Source organism: Streptomyces sp. NPDC031274, assembly GCF_055570235.1.
Window position 1 is genome coordinate 134,834 of the sequence record NZ_JBVIHP010000024.1, and the last position, 22,249, is coordinate 157,082.

At 66.6% G+C, this 22,249-nt stretch carries 16 protein-coding genes and 1 pseudogene; 10 read left to right on the top strand and 7 right to left on the bottom strand.

Going from position 1 to position 22,249, the window contains the following annotated elements:
* Positions 1-20: 20 nt before the first annotated feature.
* The 3 genes from ACZ5CR_RS32605 to ACZ5CR_RS32615 form a co-directional block, all read right to left on the bottom strand.
* A complete protein-coding gene (locus ACZ5CR_RS32605; protein WP_468864106.1) occupies positions 21-716 on the bottom strand; it encodes a class I SAM-dependent methyltransferase in 696 nt (231 codons plus the stop codon).
* Entirely contained in the window at positions 717-1,631 is a 915-nt protein-coding gene (locus ACZ5CR_RS32610; protein ID WP_468864108.1) for a phosphotransferase family protein, read from the bottom strand. It lies immediately after the preceding gene.
* Positions 1,632-1,706: 75 nt separating this feature from the next.
* A complete protein-coding gene (locus tag ACZ5CR_RS32615) occupies positions 1,707-2,456 on the bottom strand; it encodes a hypothetical protein (RefSeq protein WP_468864110.1) in 750 nt (249 codons plus the stop codon).
* Between the two features lie 231 nt (positions 2,457-2,687).
* On the opposite strand from ACZ5CR_RS32615, the gene ACZ5CR_RS32620 reads away from it, so the two are divergent.
* Complete coding sequence (locus ACZ5CR_RS32620; protein WP_468864113.1) at positions 2,688-4,043, top strand: helix-turn-helix domain-containing protein; 1,356 nt, start codon at positions 2,688-2,690, stop codon at positions 4,041-4,043.
* 24 nt (positions 4,044-4,067) lie between these two features.
* Positions 4,068-4,580, top strand: coding sequence for an NUDIX domain-containing protein (locus tag ACZ5CR_RS32625; RefSeq protein ID WP_468864115.1), 513 nt, complete (start codon positions 4,068-4,070; stop codon positions 4,578-4,580).
* Positions 4,581-4,633: 53 nt separating this feature from the next.
* Here ACZ5CR_RS32625 and ACZ5CR_RS32630 read toward each other — a convergent pair whose 3' ends face one another.
* Positions 4,634-5,650, bottom strand: coding sequence for a pentapeptide repeat-containing protein (locus tag ACZ5CR_RS32630; RefSeq protein WP_468864117.1), 1,017 nt, complete (start codon positions 5,648-5,650; stop codon positions 4,634-4,636).
* A 330-nt stretch (positions 5,651-5,980) separates the two neighbouring features.
* Here ACZ5CR_RS32630 and ACZ5CR_RS32635 point away from each other — a divergent pair, with 330 nt between their 5' ends.
* From ACZ5CR_RS32635 to ACZ5CR_RS32665, 7 genes are all read left to right on the top strand, one after another.
* The gene (locus tag ACZ5CR_RS32635) at positions 5,981-6,148 is read left to right on the top strand and encodes a hypothetical protein (RefSeq protein WP_468864119.1); all 168 of its coding nucleotides are present in this window, start codon (positions 5,981-5,983) and stop codon (positions 6,146-6,148) included.
* A gap of 84 nt (positions 6,149-6,232) precedes the next feature.
* A complete protein-coding gene (locus ACZ5CR_RS32640) occupies positions 6,233-6,985 on the top strand; it encodes a hypothetical protein (RefSeq protein ID WP_468864121.1) in 753 nt (250 codons plus the stop codon).
* Positions 6,986-7,411: 426 nt separating this feature from the next.
* On the top strand, positions 7,412-8,320 hold the full coding sequence (locus ACZ5CR_RS32645) for a TIR domain-containing protein (RefSeq protein WP_468864123.1): 909 nt from the start codon (positions 7,412-7,414) through the stop codon (positions 8,318-8,320).
* A 1-nt stretch (position 8,321) separates the two neighbouring features.
* A complete protein-coding gene (locus tag ACZ5CR_RS32650) occupies positions 8,322-8,786 on the top strand; it encodes a hypothetical protein (RefSeq protein WP_468864126.1) in 465 nt (154 codons plus the stop codon).
* A 911-nt stretch (positions 8,787-9,697) separates the two neighbouring features.
* Positions 9,698-14,236, top strand: a complete 4,539-nt coding sequence (locus ACZ5CR_RS32655) for an AAA domain-containing protein (protein WP_468864128.1) — start codon at positions 9,698-9,700, stop codon at positions 14,234-14,236.
* Entirely contained in the window at positions 14,233-15,078 is an 846-nt protein-coding gene (locus ACZ5CR_RS32660) for a hypothetical protein (RefSeq protein WP_468864131.1), read from the top strand. Before ACZ5CR_RS32655 ends, ACZ5CR_RS32660 begins: the two co-directional genes overlap by 4 nt.
* Before the next feature lie 82 nt (positions 15,079-15,160).
* Positions 15,161-16,504, top strand: a complete 1,344-nt coding sequence (locus ACZ5CR_RS32665) for a hypothetical protein (RefSeq protein ID WP_468864133.1) — start codon at positions 15,161-15,163, stop codon at positions 16,502-16,504.
* A gap of 262 nt (positions 16,505-16,766) precedes the next feature.
* On the opposite strand, the gene ACZ5CR_RS32670 is transcribed toward ACZ5CR_RS32665, so the two are convergent.
* Both ACZ5CR_RS32670 and ACZ5CR_RS32675 read right to left on the bottom strand, forming a co-directional pair.
* The gene (locus ACZ5CR_RS32670) at positions 16,767-17,954 is read right to left on the bottom strand and encodes a hypothetical protein (RefSeq protein ID WP_468864135.1); all 1,188 of its coding nucleotides are present in this window, start codon (positions 17,952-17,954) and stop codon (positions 16,767-16,769) included.
* A gap of 177 nt (positions 17,955-18,131) precedes the next feature.
* Positions 18,132-20,222 carry a nuclease-related domain-containing DEAD/DEAH box helicase gene (locus ACZ5CR_RS32675; protein ID WP_468864137.1) on the bottom strand — a complete coding sequence of 697 codons (2,091 nt, stop codon included), beginning with the start codon at positions 20,220-20,222 and terminating at the stop codon, positions 18,132-18,134.
* 266 nt (positions 20,223-20,488) lie between these two features.
* Here ACZ5CR_RS32675 and ACZ5CR_RS32680 point away from each other — a divergent pair.
* A pseudogene (locus ACZ5CR_RS32680) lies at positions 20,489-20,680 on the top strand (CorA family divalent cation transporter); the annotation flags it as partial.
* 136 nt (positions 20,681-20,816) lie between these two features.
* Here the strand turns inward: ACZ5CR_RS32680 and ACZ5CR_RS32685 are convergent.
* Positions 20,817-21,722 (bottom strand): MerR family transcriptional regulator, encoded by a 906-nt coding sequence (locus ACZ5CR_RS32685; protein WP_468864139.1) that lies wholly within the window; start codon positions 21,720-21,722, stop codon positions 20,817-20,819.
* Between the last annotated feature and the right edge of the window lie 527 nt (positions 21,723-22,249).

Sequence of the window (22,249 nt, forward strand, 5' to 3'; positions counted from 1 at the left end):
CCAGAGGGCTGGAGCGGGGGTCAGAGCTTGCGGGCAGTGATCAGCAAGGTGGCGGGCCAGCGGCCGAGGCGGGCGTCGTGGAATTCCTGGGCTGAGGTGAGCCACAGGCCCGCCTGGCGGAGGTGTGACTCCCAGCGGCCCGCGTCGAAGTCCCAGCGCGCGAGGGGAAGTCGAGTGCGGTCCGGGAGCATGACGTGATCGCGGCGCGGCCGGTCGTCCGGTGACGGGCGGCGGCCCCCGCGCTCGGGGTGAGGCACGGTGAAGGTCAGAGCGCGGCCGGGTTTCAGGTGCTGGGCGATGGCCTGGAGCAGGAGCTCGGGAGCTACAAGGCCGACGGCACCGAAGACCGAGTAGATGGCGTCGAACTGCTCGTCGCTTGCTTGCAGGTAGTGCAGGGCGTGGCCGGCGACGAAAGTGAGGTTGGTGAGTCGGCCGTAGTGGGAGCGGGCTCGGCGGATCTGAAGGCCAACCAGGTCGAGGCCCGTGACGCGTGCTCCGTGTCGTGTCGCGAGGTGGGCGGCGTTATGGCCGGGGCCGCAGCCGAGTTCGAGCAGCCGCTTCCCGTGCAGGTCGGGGCCAAGTATCTCGGCGCCTGGGCCGCTGCCGGGTTTGACCGTCCATTCCATCCGGGCCGGCACAGCGAGTGCTCGGGCAGGGCCGGCGGCGGTGCGCTGGAGTGCGTGTGCGTGCCAGGGGGATGCCTGAGCGAACGGCATCTAGACCTCCAGGAGCCGGAGGGCATCGGTAAGGTGACGGCGTACGACCTTGATGTACGCGGGGTCGGTGGCCGGGTCGTTGATCCACCGGATGGCCTGCTCCATGAACCACTCCACCGCCCACATGCGGTGCCAGCCCAGCGCCCACTTCTCCGCGGCGAGACCGCCGCGCTCGGCGAGCGCATCAGGGGTGCCGCCCTCGGCGACGTAGGTCTCCAGGAATACGCGCAGGCGTACGGGGTCGGGCTCCTCAAGGGTGCCGTGCCAGCTGGCGAGGTCGAGGAGGCCAGGGCCGGTGAAGGAACGGGCGAAGTCCAGCAGACGCCAGCCGCGTTGGCCGATGTGGAGGCTGGTGGGGTGGAACTCGGAATGCACCCAGCCGAACGGCGCCACCGTGGCCTCGGTCGAGCGTGCTTCGGCGGCCTGGGCGAGCCGGTCGAGCGCCGCCTCAATGTCGTCCGCGTCCTGCCATCGCTCGGCCTTGCGAAGCCGGTCGAGGTGGTCCAGTGCCCCCCCGGGCAGGGAGCGCAGGGCCTCTTGATCAAGGATGGGCAGGGACGCTGCCCTACGAGTGGAGTGCAGGACAACGGCTGCGGCGGCACCGTCGAGGTCGTCGGCGTCGCGGATGGGGGCGCCGAGGTCTTCCAGCAGCATCCCGAGCCAGCCGTCCAGTACCGCGGAGGCGTGGACCTTCGGGACCGGGACGCCGAGGGTGTGCGCCAGGCGGAGGGCCTGGTCTTCGCTGTCGAAGGGCTTCTTGGCGTACTTGAAGATGGCGGTGGCGCCGTCGGAGAAGGTCAGGCGTTCGACGCCGGACATGGACCAGACGCGCACCTCTTCGCGCGCTACGGCGGAGGGGCGACCGGCAGCGGTCAGCACACTTGCCAAGAGATCGGCATTGAGCGACGCGTCCATGAAGGACTCCTGTGATTGAGGGCGTCCGGGGCGGGCGACGGTGCCGGCCCGCCCCGGAGCCGGGTCGGGTACGGGCTATGCGGCGGGGACTACGCGGTGGGCGTAGACCTGGTCGATCCATCCGGCCTTGAACTCGGCAAGGTCGTCGCGGAAGGTGGCCATCGAGGCACCGTAGGGCGCGACCACGCCGCCGGACTGGTCCGGCACGGACTGGCAGCCATGCACGAGCCGACCGCCGAGCGCGGCGTGGGCCTTGATGGACTCGATGCGGCGGTGCTCGTTGAACCAGCCACCGTGGTAGACCTCGTCGAGCAGGCCGCCCATCTCGTCGGACAGGTCGAAGACGACGGAGGTGGCGGCGGGAAAGAACCAGCACGGGCCCACGTTCGAGATGTGCCCGTCCAGCTCGACCTTGTTCAGCGCCATCAGCGTGGCGGCCTCACGCAGCATCCGCAGGTGGTCGGTGGTGATCTGCGGCAGGCCGAGGCCGGCGAGGTGCTCCTCGCGGAACAGGTAGGCGTACACCTCGTACGCGATGGCCAGCACCTGGGCAGCGTCCGAAGTGGGCTGACTGTGCTGCTTGATGAAGTCGAGCGCGAACTGCTCGACCGCGCTCTCGGTCGTCTCGTCCACGTCCAAGAGCTGGGACTTGACCAGCTCCCAGTCGGCGACGAGCCAGGTGTGGGACTCGAAGCGGAAGAAGTACTCGGCCGGGTCGATGGTGATGCGCCGGCCGTCGACCTGGATGCCGGGCAGGCGGCTCCAGCGCGTGTCGAACGCCTCGGGCAACTCGACCGTGATGGTCGTGGTCTCGATGGTGGTCACCGTGTCTCCGTCTCTGAAGGGCCGGGTCCGGGCATAGAAATGCCCGGACCCCCTGCGGGTGTACGGAACTTCGGGGAGCCGCCCGGACCAAGGGGGAGTCTGGATCACGGTCGGAACCTGGAACCGTGCCGGGCGGCTGCAATTAAGTGAACCGCTCGTCACACAGAGTGGGTACGGTGAGAGCCAGGCAAAGCGGTATACGCGGTTTACAGCTCCGGATCGGAGGCGGTCGTGGCAGCCCAGCGAGCATCCAACTCCCGCCTGCGCGAGGTCATCGAAACGATCGGCTGCACGTACGAGGCCCTGGCGAAGGACGTACAGCGCATCGCCGCCGAGAACGGCGAGATCATCCAGACCAACAAGTCGGCCATCTCCCACTGGGCCAACGGCACTCGCCAACCGAGCGGCCGAACGAGTCAGTACCTTGCCGAAGCGCTGTCCCGCCGAACTGGCCGCATCGTCACACCGACCGAGATCGGCGTGGGCACGTCTGACGGCAACGAGCAGGACGAAGCCGACCCGGTCTTGGCGGTGACCGATCTGGGCCGCGCCGACGTCGAGCGCCGCCGCTTCCTCGGGGTCGCCGCCTTCACCACCGCAGGCGTCGCCATGCCGCTCGCTTACGATCACGAAGCCACCGCCCGAATGCTCCGTGCCCGTACCGGCACCGGGCTGGTCGGTGCGGAGGACGTGGACGTTGTACGCGAGATCACCGCCGCGTTCAGCGCAGCCGACGAACGCCTCGGCGGCGGCCACGGCCTGACCACCGTCACTGCCTACCTGGCCGACACCGCCGCTCCTATGCTCCGCGGACGATTCACGGCGGAGCCCTTACGCCAGGCCGCGTTCGGCGCGGTCGCCGAACTCGCCTACCTGGCAGGCTGGAAGCACCACGATCTTGGCCAGGAAGGCGCCGCCCAGCGCTACTACCGAGTCGGCTACCAGCTCGCCTGCGAGGCTGACCCGCACGGCCACGCCGCCTGGATGATGCGTGCACTCGCCCACCAGGCCCTCAGCCTCAAGCAGCCCCACCACTGCATTGCCCTGGCCGAGGCTGCGCTCGCCCAGAGCGTCGGCCACATCGACGGCCAGACCGAGGCCCTGCTCCACATCACCCACGCCCGCGCCTACGCCGCCACCAGCGAGAAGCCCGCCGCCGCCCGCGCCCTGCTGGCCGCCGAGGACGCTCTCCTGCGCGAGGACGACCCCCAGCCCAGCTACTCCCGCGTCAGCGGCCCGGCCGCCGGCACCGTGGCCAGCCACACCGCCCGCACGCTGACCGACCTCGCCGATCACGTCGGCACCGAACAGCAGCACCGCGACGCCCTGGTCCGCTGGGATCCCGTGAAGTACAAGCGCGTCCACGCCCTGACCTACGCCGACCTGGGCGACAGCCTCGCGGCCCAGGCACGAGCCGACGAGGCCGTCGCCGCCTGGTCGCAGGCGCTGACTCTCATGGAGGGCATGACCTCCGACCGCACCCGCAAAGCGATCACGTCACTGCGATCCACCCTCGCGATCTACCAGCGGCGCAAAGTCCCCGGAGCCACCGAACTCGCCCGCCGCGCACGTGAAGCACTCGCCTAACATGCCCACCAACGGGCCGATGAGATGAAGGGACGCACAGTGGCTCAACCGACCACCGACGACCAACCCAAGGCCCTCAAGCCCGCCCTCGAATCTATGACCCTGCTGGTCGCCGCCGTCATCGTCCACGACCAGGCCACCGAGCGCGTCGTCCTCCTGCAGCGCAGCGAAAATGCCAAGTTCGCCCAAGGCATGTGGGACCTGCCAGTCGGGAAGAGCGAACCCGGCGAGGCGATCACCGACACCGCGGTGCGCGAGCTCCACGAGGAGACCGGCCTCATGGTGAAGCCGGAATCCCTCAAGGTCGCCCACATCATCCACGGAGCATGGGGGGTCGAGGCTCCGAACGGCTTCCTGACAGTCGTCTTCGTCTCCCACGAGTGGACCGGCACCCCCGAGAACCGAGAGCCGCGCAAGCACGCCCAGGTCCGCTGGGTCGACACCGACGCCATCCCCGAGGAGTTCGTAGACACCACCGCGAGTGCCCTCGACCGCTACCTCAATGGTGGACCAGAAGTCTCTCTCAATGGCTGGTGACGTAGGCGTCTCTAATCAGCAACTAACCCATACAGACACGGTCGTGTGCAGCCTCAGCCCCTCGCTGGTGATCGCAAGTGCCTTGGAAGGACAGTCTGGCCATCGACGCGCGCAAGCTCATCAAGGTTCGAGGGCAAGCCGCTGGCGTCCAACAGGTTGGTCCCGCGCAGGTCCGCCTTGGCCCATCTTGCGAGTCGGAGATCCGCTCCTCGCAGATCTGCTCGTGCTAGCTCCGTATAGGTCAGATCCACATCAATCAGGTTGGCAGAGGCGAGCCGTGCTCCGTTCAAGTTAGCCATCGTCAGCGTCGAACCGTTCAGATCAGCACCAGTCAGGTCGACACCCTCCAAGTGGACATCCGTGAGATCGACGCCAGGCAGCCGGGCTCCCGCCAGGTGCAATCCGTGAAGGTCGAGAACGACTACACGCGGATCGGCATGGAGGCGCATCACATCGCTGGTCAGGGCCGTGAGGGCAGCTTGTACATCAGCTGTTGGTTCTAGGGGCAGGGAGGCATTGCCCCCAGTGCGTAGGCGCGCTATCCAGTTGCGACTGCCATGTTTGGCCTTCGGCGCCCTGTCACGAATGAAATGCACAAGGACGCGGGCAGCGTCCGGGGCAGCTTGCTCCGGGGCATCCTGGACAATCTGTTCCAGGTTGAGGACACCTCCGATACGCACGTACTCATGCTCGGAGCCGAGGCGTTCAAGCGCCTTATTGAACCGGTCAGTGATCTGGCCACGCCGCGTAAGGCGATAGGTCCGGATCGTGTACACCACGGCAATTCCGGCCCCAATCGCGGCAAGCATAGTGACCAGAGAAGTGCGTAGGCCGGTTACGAGCGCTGCTGATCCCTTTGCTAGTTCGTCCCGGTCTAGGTACTCATGGTCCAGCTCGTACGGTCCACGCCAAATGAGCCACGGGACCCCGACCAGCAGAACCAGAGACCCCAGCACCACCAGCGCACGACTCCAACGTTTCCGCACCCGCTGACGGCGCCACAGGTTGGCTATTCGCTCGTTCATGTTCGCGCTTGGAGCATCCTCAGGACCAGCAGGGTTCCAGTTCATGCCTGCTACCCAAGCGCATGCTGCCTCCCGCCTGCACCCCCCGGCGCTGGATGATCTCTGACTCGACAGTCAGGTGCCACGCACGCTGTGCAGGCAAACATGCTCACCCCTCTTCCGTGTCAGCGCTGCTCAGTAATCTGCTCGTATGAAGCCGAACGACTTCTTCCGACCGGTGGTGACGCCTCCTGGACCGGGAGAGCTGTGGTCATCGGAGCGACACGAGTTCGAGCGCGAGTTCGTTGTTCGGCTACGCGGAGGGCCGCTGGAGGGCACCGAAGACAGAGACGCAGCCGAAGCCCTCGGGCGGCTCATCCACTCCGAGCTGGAGCAATGCGGCACCAGCGGCTACCAGCGGCTACCAGCGGCTACCAGCGCCTGAACGACGACGAAATAGCTGAGGCGATCCGTACCTTCAAGTCTGTGATGCGCAGGCTTGGCCTGGACTTCAATACGCCGTTCCGCGACTTCCGCGGCTTCCACGGCTTCCACGGCTACTGAAGCACCGAAGGGATGGGGGGTGCTGGTGGATGGGCAGCCCGGCGCGGTTACCTCAACAAGCTCTTCGCGCCAGTCTGGGAGCAGTTGGACGAACTGGACGAAGCATCTACCGCGTCGACCGGCTTCCTCGGTGTTGACGGCGACCCGAGGAACATAATCTTCGCCTCCAAAGGTCCCAAGCCTGAGATCGTCTGGAGCCAGGTGTTGGACGGCGCCATTGAGGTCGTCGAGCACGCAGACCAGTGCCTCATCTACAACAAGCCTTTGACCAATGCCGGCCTCACCTGGGGCGATCTCGTCGACTGGTGGCGGCAAGAGAACCATCTCGAAGCGTCACCAGAACGCGACGTCGCCATCTCCCTGTACGAGCGGCTAAGAGAGTCCCTAAGCTCTAATGCCGAACGCCATCTCTTCTACGCTTTCGCCAGCCGCTATTCCGAAGTCGACGGGCGGCGCCAGCCAGCCCTCCTTCCACAGGTATACCTGCACTTCGACCCGCTGACCGAGCGCCAGCGCCAGCTCCTGCACAAGCCTCGCCGCCTTGCCCGCGAACGCATGGATTTCCTGCTGCTTCTTCCCGGCGGCGTCCGCATCGTCGTCGAGGTGGATGGGAAGCACCATTACGCCCGCGAGGTTCCCCCGGGGACAGGGCAATGGCAGGTCGCCGCTGACCTCTACTCCGCGATGGTCGCCGAAGATCGAGCCCTGCGTCTGCTGGGGTACGAAGTCTTTCGCTTCGGCGGCCACGAGATCCTGCAAGCCAAGGGCGACTTGACGTTCATGCGTCGCTTCTTCGCAGACCTCGAATCGCGGTTCTGGGGGCAGACTGTTCAGTAGTCCGGCTATCCGTGTCATAGCCAGGTGCCGCATGTTCGGACAACGCTGACGCGGAGGATGACCAAACCACGGGGGAGCCTGGGAGCCATTCGGGAGCCAACTCGCTCCCCGAGCCCCCTCCACACCAACCCACACCAATGCCCTGAGCTGCGAAAATTCAATCGGAGCCGGTGGCGATCTTTGCCGAACCTCATTCGGGACGAAGAGGTCGCGGGTCCGAATACCGCCGCCCCGACAGCGGCACCAGGTCCGGTACCTGATGCGCTTAGCAGGTCAGGCACCTGAGTGGTTCCGGCGCCGGTTTGGGAGCCAGGCGGGAGCCAGTCTCCCCATCCGGCTGCCGATCTCATCAGCTGAGTCCGTTGTCAGACCCTGGCGCTAATGTCGAATGGCACAGGTCTCTCGTACATCAGCAGGGAGCATGGCATGCAGACCACAGCAGAGGGCCGGCGTGAGGTGGACCGCCGCAAAGTGTTCGTGATCCACGGACGCAACGAGCACGCACGCCGGGGGCTGTTCGAGTTCCTGCGGGCCATCGGCCTCGACCCGATCGAGTGGTCGGAGGCGGGCCGTATGACGGGAAAGGGCTCCCCGTACATCGGCGAGATCCTCGATGCGGCATTCGGTAGCGCCCAGGCGGTGGTCGTCCTACAGACCCCGGACGATGTCACCTATCTGCACGAGAGCCTGACTCACCCAGGCGATCCAGAGTGCAACCCGCAGATGCAACCCCGCCCGAATGTGCTCTTCGAGGCAGGCATGGCCATGGGCCGCGACGCGGATCGCACAGTGATCGTGGAACTCGGACAGGTGAAGATCTTCAGCGACATCCACGGCCGGCATGTCGTCCGCCTCGACGACAGCGTCAAGAAGCGGCAGGACCTCGCAACCCGCCTAGAAACCACAGGATGCGCTACCCGGCTATCAGGAACGGACTGGCACGAAGCCGGAGACCTGACCCCACCCGTCCCTCCTGGCGGCGGGCTCCCGATGGGGCGGAAACTGCCGGCATCGCAGGCGTCGGGCACACCCCGGCTAAAGGCCCGGTACATCGACAATGGGCGCGGAAAAATCGACGCGGTCGAGATCACCAACCACGGTCCCGGCGACGTGTACGACCTAGCCGTTGACGCGGATGCCAAGGTTGGGCTCGTCACGCGGAACACCGATGAGTTCCCCGTCCCAAAGTTGCCCGAGGGCAAGTCGGTGCGCGTGGGGCGCGTTTCGTCCGACTCTCTCGCGTCGCGCTCGAACTCGTACTTCAACATCACCATCAACGCCAAGACCGTCGACGGGACACCAATCGAGATCGATGAGTTCGTGAGCGGAGCGTGACATGGACATCCAGTTGACCTTGCCTCTCGATCACGACGGGTTCCTCCGTCGGGAATGCCCGCACTGCGTACGCCAGTTCAAGTGGCACCACGGTCCAGCGAACGAGGAAGCCGAAGGGCAGTCCGCCCCGGCGACCTACCACTGCCCGCTGTGCGGTCAGCCAGCAGGAATGGACTCCTGGTGGACGCAGGAGCAACTCGAGTACGCCGAAGGCACGGCTATTCCTGCAGCCACGCGAAGCATCGAGCAAGAACTGCGGGACGCGTTCAAGGGTGCCAGCAGCAAGCACGTGAGGTTGGATTTCAAAGGCGGTATCGAAGGGCCGGACGTACCGGCACCACTCACCGAGCCCGATGACATGGTTATCGTGACATCCCCATGCCACTCATACGAACCGGTAAAGGTCCCGGAAGACATGTCAGGCCCATATCACTGCCTCGTATGCGGTCAAGCCTTTGCCGTCTGAACCCAAGCGATCGAAATAGCGGTCACACGAGGCAACTCCCCAACCCGGGCCAGAGCAAGTCGGCACGAAGCCCCTGCCGCGGCGGCCGATCCGTCGACGAGGGTTACCAGCTTCCGCACGGGCCGCTCGTCCTCTACCGCCGGCGACAGGAACCAGACAGCGGCACCGCGCGAACGCATTTCGAGCGTCACTCGGTTCGAGCCGTCGGTCGTCGAGGACGCCGTAGGCGAAGCTCACCGCCCACTGTTCGCCGACGGCTACCGCCCCGATCGCTTTGGCGCCATCGGCACCCTGGTTTGACTCACCGGCACTACGGTCATCATGCATGCACCTCGCGGAAATTTACTTACCGCTCGCCCGGTAGGACAGCCGGTCAAACTACTTCCGCGCCACGACCAGCACCTGAAGGCTGTACGCGACGACCTCGGCGCGGGCTTCACCCATGTCACCGTCGTTGACACGAACGAAGGCCGGACGTGACCACAGGCACCAACCCGGCTGATCTTCCTCAACGCTGGGGTACCTGCAGACACGCCCGGGTCGCGGCATCCACTTTGCGCCACAAACCACCTGCAGACAGTGACCTCTACTGGTCGACCGACCAGACCGCCACCAGGGCGTGCTGACACTGACGCCATCGGCGAACGAGGCCCTCCAGTGGGTCTCCCCTCATCGGCCCCAACCTGCGTAGAGGCGCGTGCGGCCGGTCCGCTAGGCCGCAGTCCACGCGGACCGGCCCCAAGGCAACCCCCCTCCCGACGGTGCGCGTGGGAATCGGAGTCGCGAGTAAATCCGGCCATCCTCATCGAAGCCCGTTGCTGCGACATTGAACGACCCTCATTCTGGAACGTTCGTCAGCAGCCGGGAGGAGAATGGTGAACGTTCCGCGACGCCACGCGAGTGATCCTGACGTGATCGGGCAAACGGCAGGGTTGGTCAACTTCCTGCGTGACGTGGTCCACAGCAGCCACCAGCGTCAGCGTGACGACCGTGGTCGTGAACGCTTGTGGCTGGCCCGGCTCCCGGAGTCGATCCGCAGGCCGACACCACGTGACGACGGTCTACTGCTGTCACTCGACCACGTTCCGCAGTCTGCGCCGCCTGATCTGCCCCCATCGCTCGACGGCTGGGTGGAACCGGCACGTTGCCTGGACCCGGGCGGTGGTGATCCACCTCTCGCCGACGAGGGCCCGGGGCGCGAACTCATACGCGTCGCGGACGCAAGGGAACGCCGGGAGGAGGAAGGCACCCTTCGGCGTGAAGAAGCCGGCGACGTGCTCCGGGAGTACAGCACGTGGTTGGAGCGATGGCGAAGGTGGGCAGAGCGCGAGCGCGCGGAACGACCGTTGCGCGAGCTCTACGACGCCGTCTACGCGTGGCATCAGCGACTGGCCCAGGAGGACGACCAGACTGAACTCGTCTTCGCCATCGGCCTGCTGACTTGGCGCGACCCGAACGAAGACGTGTTGCACCGGCACCTGTTCACCCATCGTGCGGAAACGTCGGTGGACCGCCGCACGGCGAAGCTGACGGTGCGGCTGTCGTCAGAAGGGGCCCTGCGGCTAGAGGACCAGGACTTCCTGGACAGCGACGACGGATGGGTGCGTGAGCGCGGGGCAGCTCTCTCGGAGGAGGTCACCGCTCGGGCTATGCATCCACTGGGCCCCGAGGCCCTCGACCAGCTGGCTCAGTGGCAGGAGCGGGCAACCACACGCCCCATGGGATTCAGCGCCGAGTGGGAGCCGCCGCGCGCACCGGAACCAGGAGCCCGGCTCACGTACGCGCCTGCCCTGGTGATGCGCCCGCGCAACCTCAACGCACTACTGCGGCTCTACGACCAGATCGCTGAGACCGTGGCGACGGAGGGCCATGCGCCGCTCGGTCTGGCTCAGATGGTGCTGCCGCTCAAGTCCGAGGAACGCGCCACCTGGAACGGAGTCGAGACAACACCGCTGTTCGGGGACGATCCACTCTTCCCTGGCAAGACGAACGCTCAGCAGCGCAGCGTACTCGGGCGCCTGGAGCACGACACCGGCGTAGTCGTCCAGGGTCCTCCCGGCACGGGTAAGACCCACACAATCGCCAACCTGGTCTCCGCGCTACTCGCGCAAGGACAGAGAGTTCTCGTCACCAGTGCCCGCGACCAGGCACTGACCGTGCTGCGCGAGAAACTCCCACCCGCGGTACGGGATTTGTGCGTGCTACTGCTCAGCTCTACCCGCCACGACGGCGCGGGCGAACTGGAGCGCACGATCAACTCTCTAACCGATCAGGTGGCCACCAGCGACCCCGACGAACTGCGCGCCGACATCCGACGCCTCACCGGTGAACGAGACGAGGTACGGGGAAGGATCGACACGCTCACGGAACAGGTGATCTCGCTCCGGGAAGCCGAGTACCGGCATCGAAACGTGGCACCGGGCTACGGGGGTACGCTCGCCGAGATCGTGGAACGCGTGCACACCGGTGCCGATAAGTACGGATGGATCGCCCCTCTCGCGGAGACTGCCGGGGACGAACCACCCTTGACCGCCGAGCAGGCCCAAGAGCTCCTCCTGCTGCTGCGCGACGGGGCGGGTGAGCCGCGCGCGGGCGGTGCGCTTCCCTCACCTGACGCGCTCCCCTCGCCCGAGTATGTCGCGGACGTCTTCGTGGCCAGTTGCCTCAGCGATGACGGGCTGGCCACGGAAACGATCAGGATGCGCGACGTACTCGCCGGTCTCGATTCCTCCGTAACCACCGAGTTGACCTCGCAGCTCGAAGCCTGCGTGACGGCCCTACATCACTTGGGTGTGCCCACGGATTCCGCGCACTGGGATCCGGACTCGTGGATCACCCGAGCACTCACGGACCGTCTGTCCCGCTCCAATCTCGCACTGTGGCAGCGCGTGGTCGCCGCAACGGACGAGATCCGTGAAGTCGCCCAAGCCGTGAACGCGTTGGGCCTGCGCCTGGTGTCCGTGCCCGAGGACCTGACCCCGCAGAAGGCCGGGCAGATGGCGACCGTAGGAACCGTGCTCCGTGACCATCTGGCCGCCGGCAAGTCGTTGCGCCCCCGATTTGCGGCCAAGGCACAGAAGAACGCCCAGGAGCTGCTGGACTCCTGCACCGTCGACGGCCGTGCGCCGCAGACGGCCGAGGACCTGGACGCCGTACTGGTGCACCTCCGGGTCCATGCCACGCTCGCCGGTGCGGCCACCCGCTGGCAGCAGGTGAGCGCCGTGGTCGCCCTCGGGGACGTGGAGGTACGGCTGGCCGAACTGACCGCACGGGCAGACCGCCTCGAACACATCCAGGCGTTCGGTTCGGCACGGGAGCGCATCGACGAGCTCCTGGTACATCATGGGGTACGCCTGACGATCACCTCCCGCCGGTCATGGGGAGACTTCACCGCTGCCGTGGCCGCTCTAGCAGGCCGGCGTGCTGCCGACGAGGCCATCCGGCAGTTGGCCGCTTGGGACGAGTTCCTGCGTACGCCAGTGAGTGGGACACACCCCTCCGCGGAGGCCATGGCCTTGGTACAGGCGCTTCGATCGCAGGATACGGACGCCTATAGGGCGGCGTTGGAGGCGCTGGCCTCCGCGCACCGACGGGAACACCACACGCGTCGGTGCGCCGAATTGCTGGGCGCCCTCCACGCCGCGCACCCGCTATTCGCGGGCCGCCTCATGGACAACCCTGACGTTCCTGCCTGGGAGGAACGATTGGGGGCGCTGAAACAAGCCTGGGCGTGGGCGAAGGCTTCCCAGTTCGTACACAGGCAGCGCACGCCCGGACTGGAGCGCAAGCTCGAAGGTGACCTGAGCGAGCACGAGGCCAGGCTGGAGGATGTAACCGGCGAACTCGCCGCGGCCTGGGGCAGGTTGCACTGCCTGGAGCGGATGACGCAGGAACAGCGATCGGCGCTGCAGGCATATCGGACGCACATGGCCTCCTACGGCAAGGGCAAGGGGCGGCACGCAGGCCGCTTCCGAGCTGCGGCACGCGACGCGATGTCCATAGCCCAGGGCGCGGTACCCGCGTGGGTCATGCCGATTCCGCAGGTCGCCGAGATGGTCCAGGCCAGAAGGGACGCCTTCGACGTCGTCATCGTCGACGAGGCCAGTCAGGCCGGTATGGACGCGCTGTTCCTCATGTGGCTGGCTCCCCGCGTAATCGTCGTCGGCGACGACAAGCAGTGCGCGCCCGCCATCACCGGCAAGGGCCGACTCCAGGCCATCCAGGACAAGCTGGCCGCCCACCTGCCGGACATGCCCTCCCGTCTACGGGAGCTCTACACGCCGCACACCAACCTCTACCAGCTGCTGTCCACCTTCTTCCCGAAGGTGATCCGTCTCGAAGAGCACTTCCGCTGCGTGCCCGAAATCATCAACTGGTCCTCCAGCACCTTCTACGACAACAAGCTGCTGCCCCTGCGCCAGTACGGCGGCGAACGTCTCGACCCGCTGCGCACCCACTACGTCGAAGACGCCGTGGCGAAGGGCCGTGAGAGCCGTATCCACAACCCCATGGAAGCCGAGGCAGTCGTCGATTGCCTGGCCCGCCTGGTCGAGGACCCCGTCTATCAGGACAAGACCATGGGCGTGATCGTGCTCCAGGGCTTCGGGCAGACCAGGCTCCTGGAGTCCCTCATCGAGCAGCGACTGCCGGCCACGGTGCGCGAGCGCCACAGGATCCGCGTCGGCAACGCGGCCTCTTTCCAGGGCGACGAGCGCCACATCATCCTGCTGTCCATGGTCGTGACGAACCCGCCGCGCGTCCAAGGCGGGGCCAAGAGTGACCAGCAGGCGTACAACGTCGCCGCCAGCCGGGCCCAAGACCAGATGTGGCTCTTCTACTCGGTCCCGCCTGACCGCCTCAAACCGCACGACCTTCGGCTCAACCTCCTGACGTACATGGAGAACCCGCCCGCCGCGCTGGAGGCCGCCGACGACATCGGCCCGGTCCTGCCCGACGTCCGAAGGGCCCCCTTCGACTCGCTCTTCGAACAGCAGGTGTACGTGCGGATCAAGGAGCGGGGCTACCACGTCGTCCCCCAGTTCCCAGCAGGGAGCAAGCGCATCGACCTGGTGGTCGTCGGAGCTCGCGGCCGCCTCGCTGTCGAGTGCGACGGCGACCCCTTCCACCGCGCCACGCGGGAGCAGATCGAGAGCGACCAACGACGCGACCGCGAACTGCAGCGCGTGGGCTGGAAGTTCTGGCGCATCCGGGACAGCGACTTCCGCTTCGACCCCGACACCGCACTCAACGGTCTCTGGGAAGAGCTCGACCGCCAGGAGATCCGGCCCGCAAGGTACACCCGCCCGGCAACAGCCACCCCACCGCCGGGCCCCACGGCCGAGTGGAAGCCTCTCGACCTCTCCTCGGACGAGGCCCTCACCGAGGAAGAGGGCACCGACAGCGAACAGCCCGACGAAGACACCGAAGACACCACGGAGGACGCCGCGTGACACAGGAAACGACCGTTCTGGGCCGACTTGACGGCAACACCCTGAAGGAACTGGCTCGCGTCATCTGCGGCGATGACCACCTCTACTACCGCCGAGGCTTCGAGATCGCCGAATTCCTGGAGAGCGCCGGGTGGCTCGACGTGCCCGAGTACGAGGGCGAGTACCGCAGTGAATGGGCGCTCCAGCAGCTCATGGATCGTCGGGAGACCCCAACCGATTTGGAAAAGGTGCTCATCAGGCTCGCCGACGCGCGCGAGTACCTTGAGGAACCCGACCTCCTTGCAACCGTGATCAACGCGGTCAATACCTTCCTCGTGCACGAAGGTTTCCGCCTGGAGAACCCGGGCGGCAGGCCCAGGATCGTCGTCTGCGACCCAGCCTTGGCGCACCCGGGCCAGCAGGCTCCAGTCGAGCTCAAGGCCACCATGGCCGACATCATCCGCGAGCCACGGATAGCGGCACTGCTGCAGCGACGCCTGGACGAAGCGCGCACCTGCTATGCCAACGGCGCCCACGTCGCAGCCATCATCATGCTGGGCAGTCTCCTGGAAGGCGTCTTGCTCACCGTGATCGAGGAACGGGACGCCTCTCTGCTACGCGGCAAGAACCCCGATTTCATCGGCCTCAAGGCCCTCATCGACATCTGTCACGAGGCCGGCTGGATCGACGTCGACGTCGAACGCTTCAGCCAGGCCCTACGCGAGTACCGCAACTTCGTCCACCCGCGGGCCGAGTTCCGTGAGGCGCACACTCCCGACCGCGACACGCTCACCGTGTCCTGGTACGTCGTGAACAGCGCCCTCAACGACCTCGCCGCCACCCAGCCCGCAGCCAGCGCATAGGCCGCACGCGGACGAAAGCTGCCGCGCGGCTGCTGGACCACGGCACTCAGACCAGGCACAACGGATCACGAGGGGGAACAAGTTGAAGGTCACGGCGGAGGTACTGAGGGACCTCGCGGAGCCGTCGAACGTCGCGGTCCACTCAAACCCAGAGCTGGCCGGAGATGTGAGCGCTGCGGTATCGGACGACGACAAGCAGAGGAAGGAGAAGGAGCTCGACCAGCTTCGACGGAAGCCGGAACTACGGCCCCTGCCCGCAAAGGACCTGAACCGACTGGTGCAACTCACCCCCTGGGATGTACTGCACACCCTCGGCCGGGCGATCACTTTGGCCCGGCGCGGAGCGGGACGCGGGCTCGCCGAGCACTGGGGCTGCCTGAAGTACAACCAAGCTCTCAACGGAAACTCAGACTCCTTCATGGCCCTTTCAGCCGAGGGCCGAGAGACCGCGGACTACTACAAGGCCCTTCAGTCAGGAGAACTCGGCGTCGGTTTCGCGGTGGCATTCGCCACTCGACTCCTGAACAAGCGCTACCCGGATCACTTCGTCTCGATCGTGCCCGCCGACACAGCGCTGCGCGCAGGGTGGGCCCTGACCAGCAGGGATTCAGGCCCGAAATCGGGCTACCGGTACCGTCCCCAGTTCTTCGCCGAGGTATGGAGGCCCGGTGAGCCCTCGCGCGTCTTCCCGATCGCGTGCAAGGGCAATCACAGCGGGCTCTCCACCTCGCATACTCAGCTCGCCTCCGCTTCCGCCCACGCCGAGGCGGTGCACATCGGAGCATGGGATGAGACACCGTGTCTGGTGTTCAGCACGGAGCTCCCCCTCGACGGCCCGCTTACGGTGCACGCGCTGGAGGCCAAGGGAGATGGAGGCTGGCTGGACGCCCCGGCCCGCGTCCTTAACCACACGTTGGAGGACGAGAACGTCTACCCCGGCATCCAGCCGCCCGCAGAGGGCGACAAGCCCGTGGAGCCCGTGCCCGGCTACCACGTGAAGCCGGACCTCTACGCGTGGTTCCAGCACGCCCTCGCCCGCACCGCCGCAGCCGGTCTCACCGCCTTCGCCGGGGACGGAAGGGCGACCGCCCCATACCTCACGAAACGGCAAGGACAACGACACTTCACAGGCTTGACGCACGCAGCCACCGACAGTGTCCAGGACGCGCGACACCGGTTCCTCGGCATCGACTTCGTCGGCACGGACCACGTGTTCCGGCTGAACCGGAAGCGCGTCGAGACGTTCTCCGGAGTCGCGGAGGATCTCTTCCGCCACCTAGCGGAGGGACGGGTGGAGCAATACCGCCGCGAGATCTACGCGCGCCGGTCCACCTGGCCGCGCGATACCTGGGCCTCACGGTGGAACGGTCCCATCTCCGTGCACCCTGACGGTTCCGTGCTCGCTATGCGCCTACTGCGCCAATAGCCCACGAGCATGCAGGTGCGGGCGCGCCGCTCAGCCTTGCACAGGCGGTCGTGCGTCTGATCCAGATTGTGGAGCAGGCTCACGACCGCCGACGCGACACTCACGGCGCTCCACGTCTCGTGGGATGCCCGTGATACGCAGTACCCGGTCACCATCGCGAACATGCCAATGCCGTTGTCCTCCGTGCGAACAGACTTCGTTCAAGCGGCTTGCTCTCACCTCGATGGCAGCCCTTGGGTCTGCTGAGGCCGCCGGGAGATCGTCAGCTTAGGTTGCTTCGATGGCGCCGAGGGAAGGCATCGCCGACCGGCCAGTTCTTGGGCAGACCAAGGACAGTGTTTGTGGGACAGGTCGCTGGCCGGTGTTCGACTTGGACCTCGCCCAACTGTGCGGTTGCCCAGGCAGGGAGGACAGGGGCCGGAAGCGACTTGGGGTCGGGACTTTGCCAGAGGACGGGTGTGTTCTTCGTCCAGGTCCAGGGTGCTGGGTTGTCGACAATGAGCACGCCACTGACCCGGCTGTGGGCATGCTCGTAGGTGGCAGTCCAGTAGCCGTCGAGCATTCGGCCGAAGGTCGGTGTCGGTGTGCTGGCATGGGCGTACTCGACCGAGGTCCCGTACAGCGCGCTCTCGGTGTCCTCGTCTTCGGGGAACACGGCCGCATGGCCAACCGCCACAATGAACGGCAGCGCTAGGTCGCCGTACTTCCCGCCCTTCCTCTTGACTGCGTCGAGCACACGATTCGATTCGTCGTCGACCCAAATCGCGGGGTGGATACCGATCGTCCTGCTCGTTGGATTGCCTCGCTTGCCGGGGCTTCGTGGGATCGCCTCGAACGTGAGGCACCAGCCAGCCTCCTGCCAAGTGTGCTTGGGCAGTGGCACCTTGCGCTCGTACTCGGCGATGACTTGGTCGGGGTCCAGGCTCGCGAGCCACCGTGTCAGCCCGGCCTTGAGCCGCTTCTGCGGCGGCGTTGCCGACCCGGTCCTGTCAAGCTTGTACGACACGAAAAAGTTTGGGCTCAGCACACCATCAATGGCATCGGCTAGCTGAGGTGGGAGCGGGTTAGACACGGCGTCGCCCAGGCGCTGGGCCGTCCAAATTGCCTCGACGACAAATTGCTCGCCGTCACGGGTGACCAGGAAATCGGGGTTCTTGCCACGCGTGCCTACTTGATGCTCGATCTCCACGGTACAACCGGAACCGAGCAGCATCTCGTGCAGGTACAGCTCCCACAGTGCTGAGGAGACGTTTACGTCGGAGTTCCGGTCTAGCAGCCGACTGCGCAGGCCGGGCTGAGCCTGGTCCGGGAAGTGCGACCACCACTCGTTGATCACACCCCGAACCTGGTCCCAGAACGGACCGGCGATCCTGTCGAAGAACTCGGCATCCGGCTCCGACGCTCGTTTCGGCGACGTATCCGCCCGATTCCAGCTCGTGTATACGGCCATGACCAACGATCGTAGATCGCCCCACCAGCCCCTCCCATACATTTTCCGCTGCGCCGAAGCTAACGACGTTGACAACATCCTTTGCGTTTGCTGCAGCGTCGACGGATACCCGAGGCTTCTTCTGCGTCGCAACCCTGAGAGCCTCTCCGCTCCCCAGCGTTCCCTACACTGCAACCCCTACCGGTCCACGCTTCCAAGCCACAGCACGTCACGAGCCCGGGTCATCGCCACGAACAGCTGGCTGCGTAGCAGCTCTTCGCGTTCGCGTGCCGTTTCAGATACCTCCGCAACGCCGGGGCCGTCGGCTGATGCGCCGTTCGGGAAGGCAGCATCGTGCTGCGGCAGATATACACGCTTGAACTCCAACCCCTTGGCCCTGCGATACGTCCCCAGCTTGACCGCATCGACGGGACGGCCGTCATAGTGCTCCAGCAGGCATACCGGGACCTCGGCACGGGAGAGCAACCGCTGGTAGTGGCCGATGGCCCGCATGGACGGGCACAGCACGGCGGCGTCAGCTCGCGCTCCGTCACGCAGAGCGCACAAGACGGCCAGAAGGGCCTGGTCGTGTTCGGCCACGGTCGGCTTCGTGACGCGGACCACCTGGCCGTCATGGTATGTGAGATCGACGTCGCGGCGGCCGGGTGTGCGCAGGCCGTCAATGTCGTCGAAGGAGTCGTCGGCAACGACCTCGATGGCCGTGTCGAGGATCTGCTTGCAGTTGCGGTAGTTAGTGCGCAGCACTTGTCCGCGGTCGCCGCGGATATCGATGCCGGCATCGGTGAGGCGGAACCCACCTGGGTAGACAGCCTGTTGACCATCACCGACCAGTAACAGCCCGTTGGGGACGTCGCCAACCAGGGTGTGCAGGAGGCGAACGCCGACGAGGGTGAGGTCCTGGACCTCGTCGACGATCACGGCCGCGTAGTGCGGCCCGTCCGTGCGCCGCGTAGCCTCTGCCAGGGCGAGGGTGAGGACGTCGTTGAAGTCGTGCACGCCGCGTTCTATTCGCAGGGATTCGTACGCCTCGTACAGCGCCCACACCGCCTCCCGGTGCGGTCGGCGCAGGCTGGCCCTGCGTCGGCGCCTGGGCACGGTCGTGTACTCCTCGAAGGCGGTGATGCCGCGGCCCTTGATGACGTAGTCGATCTCCTCACGCCAGTAACCCGGCGCCGGGTCGATCTCCGCCAGTCGGCTGTCGCGCCCGACGTGCTTCCAGGCCAAGCTGAAGGCGGTCTCAGCCTTGTCCCCGTGGAGGCGGACCTGGACGCCGCCTTCCTGCAGGAACTCCCGGGCCCAGGAATGCAGGCTGCGGAAGTCCACGCGGTCCGCGACGGCCGGGGACATGGTCTTGAGGAACGTGCCCTGCACCCGGGGCAGATTGTTGGCGAACGTGACGTACAAGATCCGGCCGCTGGTGCGCCGAGCGAGGTGAGCCGCGCGGTGCAGGCCCACGACGGTCTTGCCCGTGCCCGCCGGACCGCTGATGCGCGCCGGACCCGCCCAGTTGCGGCGTACCAGCGCGACCTGATCTGGGTGAAGGAACGTCATCCACTGCTCGATCGGAGCCCGTAGCGCCTCCTCCAGCGCCGCGTCCCGAAGACCGGCCAGGTCGAACAGCCCATCGGAATCACCCTGTTGAGGAGTCTCCAGGGCGGGCGGCACCTTCTGCCCGACCACTGATCCCTCGTAGTCGGGGAAGATTCGCTCCAGGTGATCGGCGATGGCGCGCACCGATTCCGTACGCAGCCTGCCGCGCTCTGACAGTAGCGCGGGGCCGACCTCATGCTCGCCCAGAAGCCTGATCCTCCCGAGCTCGGTGTCGACCCGCTGGCCCGCGAAGACCATGAGCGGCTGGACTGCCACCGGAGACATACCGAGGGACGCGACCGCACCCTCTGCGGCCTTCGTCACCGCTAAGAGCTTCGTCGCGTGCTCGTCGCGCGGCTCACCATCAGCGCGGAGCTTGCCCTCCAAAGCCTCTGGAGCGGACCGCCAGTTCTTGACGTCGATGACGAAGACACCGCCGGGGCCCACCAGCAGCATGTCCACATTGGCGGTCCGCGTCCCCGGCCAGCGTCGATCCACGAGCAGCCGCCACCCACGCTCCGTGAGCACCAACAGCTGGGCAGCGACCCGGCGTTCCCCCTCACTCGCCGCTTCCCACTGACGCGCCTGCTGACGCGCGGCCTGCCACTGCTCACGCAGCAGCCGCTCCTGCCGCCGTGCCTCCTGCGCCCGCCGCGACGCCGACCCGCCTGCCGCCATACCCAGCCCCCTCCTACGCGGAGTAGCGATCATAGGACGGTCCGCGACCGGAGCAGAAGGGTGCACAATCGCCAAGCCGGAGTTCCCCGTCCGCTACTGTCCGGCCCCCCGCTGGGGAGGATCTGGGGAGAACGAGGCCCCGTTGGGGAGCGTCTGGGGAGAATCGACCGCGCAAACGTGCAGCACAGCGAAAGCACGGGAAACGCCCATCACTGCAGGCCACAGCGAGTTAACAGCCAATCTCTGCAGATCAGAGCGGCGCGGGTGATGACTTCAAGAAGATCTCCTCGTGGGCGGCGATCCTGTTCGCACCCACGCTGGTCGGCACGATCTACGGAATGAACTTCGACGCGATGCCCGAGCTGAACTGGGCGTTCGGGTATCCGTTCGCGATTCTGCTGATGGCGGCGGTGTGCGTGAGCCTGTACTTCATCTTCAAGCGGCGGGACTGGCTGTAGCACCGGGCATGAGCCCCTCAATCCATTTCGCGTACGTGAACGACCCGGAGAGCCCGTTCTGACCTTCTGGGGAGAATGCGCGGCACCAGGGAGCGGCTTGCCGCCCAGGCCGTGTCTTGGGAAGCGGGTGGCTCTCTCAGGAAGCGGGTGACTCGTGAGCGTCGAGTTCTTCGGTCAATTCCATGCAGCGCAGGCGGGCCGGGGAGAAGTCGTAGGGCATCTTTCCGATGGCTTCGAATGCGCTCATGGTGTCTTGCCCCCTGCCCGAACTTCGGCTGGCCTCGTCCTCGCCCTCATCAGCGGTAACGGGGTGCAAAGCGTCCCAGGAGTCGAAGAGCGCATCGTCGCTCTCCGCCAGGCCGGAATCCTCGATGACGGCATGCAGCGCCTTCTCGAAGGTGTGCCGTTCGGCAGCCACCTGGGCCACGCGGGGGTCATCGACAGCGACCGTGTCATCCAGTGCCTCCTCGGCGGCGTCAACACGGTCGGAGTCCTCCCGCAGACCCGGGTGAGTGGCCAGGGCGATGAAACGGGAGGCCTGGACGGCCGCACCGAGCGGTCCGAAGATCCGCTCGGTGACCAGCAGGCTGTCCAGGTCCGCCTGGCGCAGGGAACCCTCGGGCAGGCTCTTGAGGCGGCTGGTGACGAAGTCGGAGAGCAGACCCATCCTGCTGCCCTCGGTGCGCATGCGCTGCACGGCAGTCCGCTGCCGCCGCAGTTCCGCTTCCTGCGCGACGAGGGTTTCCTCCAGCCGTTCCAGGATGCTCGCGATGCCCCCGTCGCTGTCAGCACCGGCAAAAGCCGTGTCGGCGAAGGCGTCACGGATGTCGTCCAGGGCGATCCCGGCGTCGGCCATCTTGCGGATCCACAGCAGCCGGATCATGTCTTCGTAGCCGTAGCGGCGGCGGTCGTCGCTGCCCCGCTCGGGCTCGGGGAGCAGGCCGATCTCGTGGTAGTGACGGATCGCCCGCGGTGTGGTGCCGACGAAGGCGGCCGCGTCACCGATCTTGACCTGGCGCTGCGGGATGAAGGACGGATACATGAGCAGGGGCCTTCCTCAGTGGGGCGGGACGTGAGTCCACCGGACCACATGCCGCTACGGAAGGTGCAACCCGAGCCACTCCGCCCGGCAGCCGTGCGAGGGGAAGTGCCCCTTTCTCCGTAGCGCTGGTCCGCCCTCTGCCAGGACACCCGCAGGAGGGCAGGCGGGTTCACAGCCACCGCAGGCAGCAACGACTCCGGCCGTAAACACCGCCCGCCAGTCCCTGGCCCCTGGCCGCGAACACAGCCCGAGGCCGGTACCCGTCCTCGGCCGCGCCCTGCGCCCCCGCGGCCTCCCGTAGTTCCCGGAGTTCCCGCGGCGGGCAGGACCGGACCCGGAAAACGTCCGCCTGGACGACCCGCTGCTCGTCGAGTGGCGCGGCGGCGGGCCAGCCGTCCGGAAACCTGATCCCTCCGAGGCGTGAACCCGGCAGTGGGGGGGGGGGGGGGGGGGGGGGGGGGGGGGGGGGGGGGGGGGGGGGGGGGGGGGGGGGGGGGGGGGGGGGGGGGGGGGGGGGGGGGGGGGGG

Excerpts from the sequence above, each read along its gene's own strand:
- ACZ5CR_RS32675 (WP_468864137.1), bottom strand. The coding sequence starts at position 20,222 with ATGGCGGCAGGCGGGTCGGCGTCGCGGCGGGCGCAGGAGGCACGGCGG.
- ACZ5CR_RS32650 (WP_468864126.1), top strand. The coding sequence starts at position 8,322 with ATGGACATCCAGTTGACCTTGCCTCTCGATCACGACGGGTTCCTCCGT.
- ACZ5CR_RS32670 (WP_468864135.1), bottom strand. The coding sequence starts at position 17,954 with ATGGCCGTATACACGAGCTGGAATCGGGCGGATACGTCGCCGAAACGA.
- ACZ5CR_RS32635 (WP_468864119.1), top strand. The coding sequence starts at position 5,981 with ATGCGGCACCAGCGGCTACCAGCGGCTACCAGCGGCTACCAGCGCCTG.
- ACZ5CR_RS32610 (WP_468864108.1), bottom strand. The coding sequence starts at position 1,631 with ATGGACGCGTCGCTCAATGCCGATCTCTTGGCAAGTGTGCTGACCGCT.
- ACZ5CR_RS32625 (WP_468864115.1), top strand. The coding sequence starts at position 4,068 with ATGAAGGGACGCACAGTGGCTCAACCGACCACCGACGACCAACCCAAG.
- ACZ5CR_RS32685 (WP_468864139.1), bottom strand. The coding sequence starts at position 21,722 with ATGTATCCGTCCTTCATCCCGCAGCGCCAGGTCAAGATCGGTGACGCG.
- ACZ5CR_RS32645 (WP_468864123.1), top strand. The coding sequence starts at position 7,412 with ATGCAGACCACAGCAGAGGGCCGGCGTGAGGTGGACCGCCGCAAAGTG.
- ACZ5CR_RS32630 (WP_468864117.1), bottom strand. The coding sequence starts at position 5,650 with ATGAACTGGAACCCTGCTGGTCCTGAGGATGCTCCAAGCGCGAACATG.
- ACZ5CR_RS32605 (WP_468864106.1), bottom strand. The coding sequence starts at position 716 with ATGCCGTTCGCTCAGGCATCCCCCTGGCACGCACACGCACTCCAGCGC.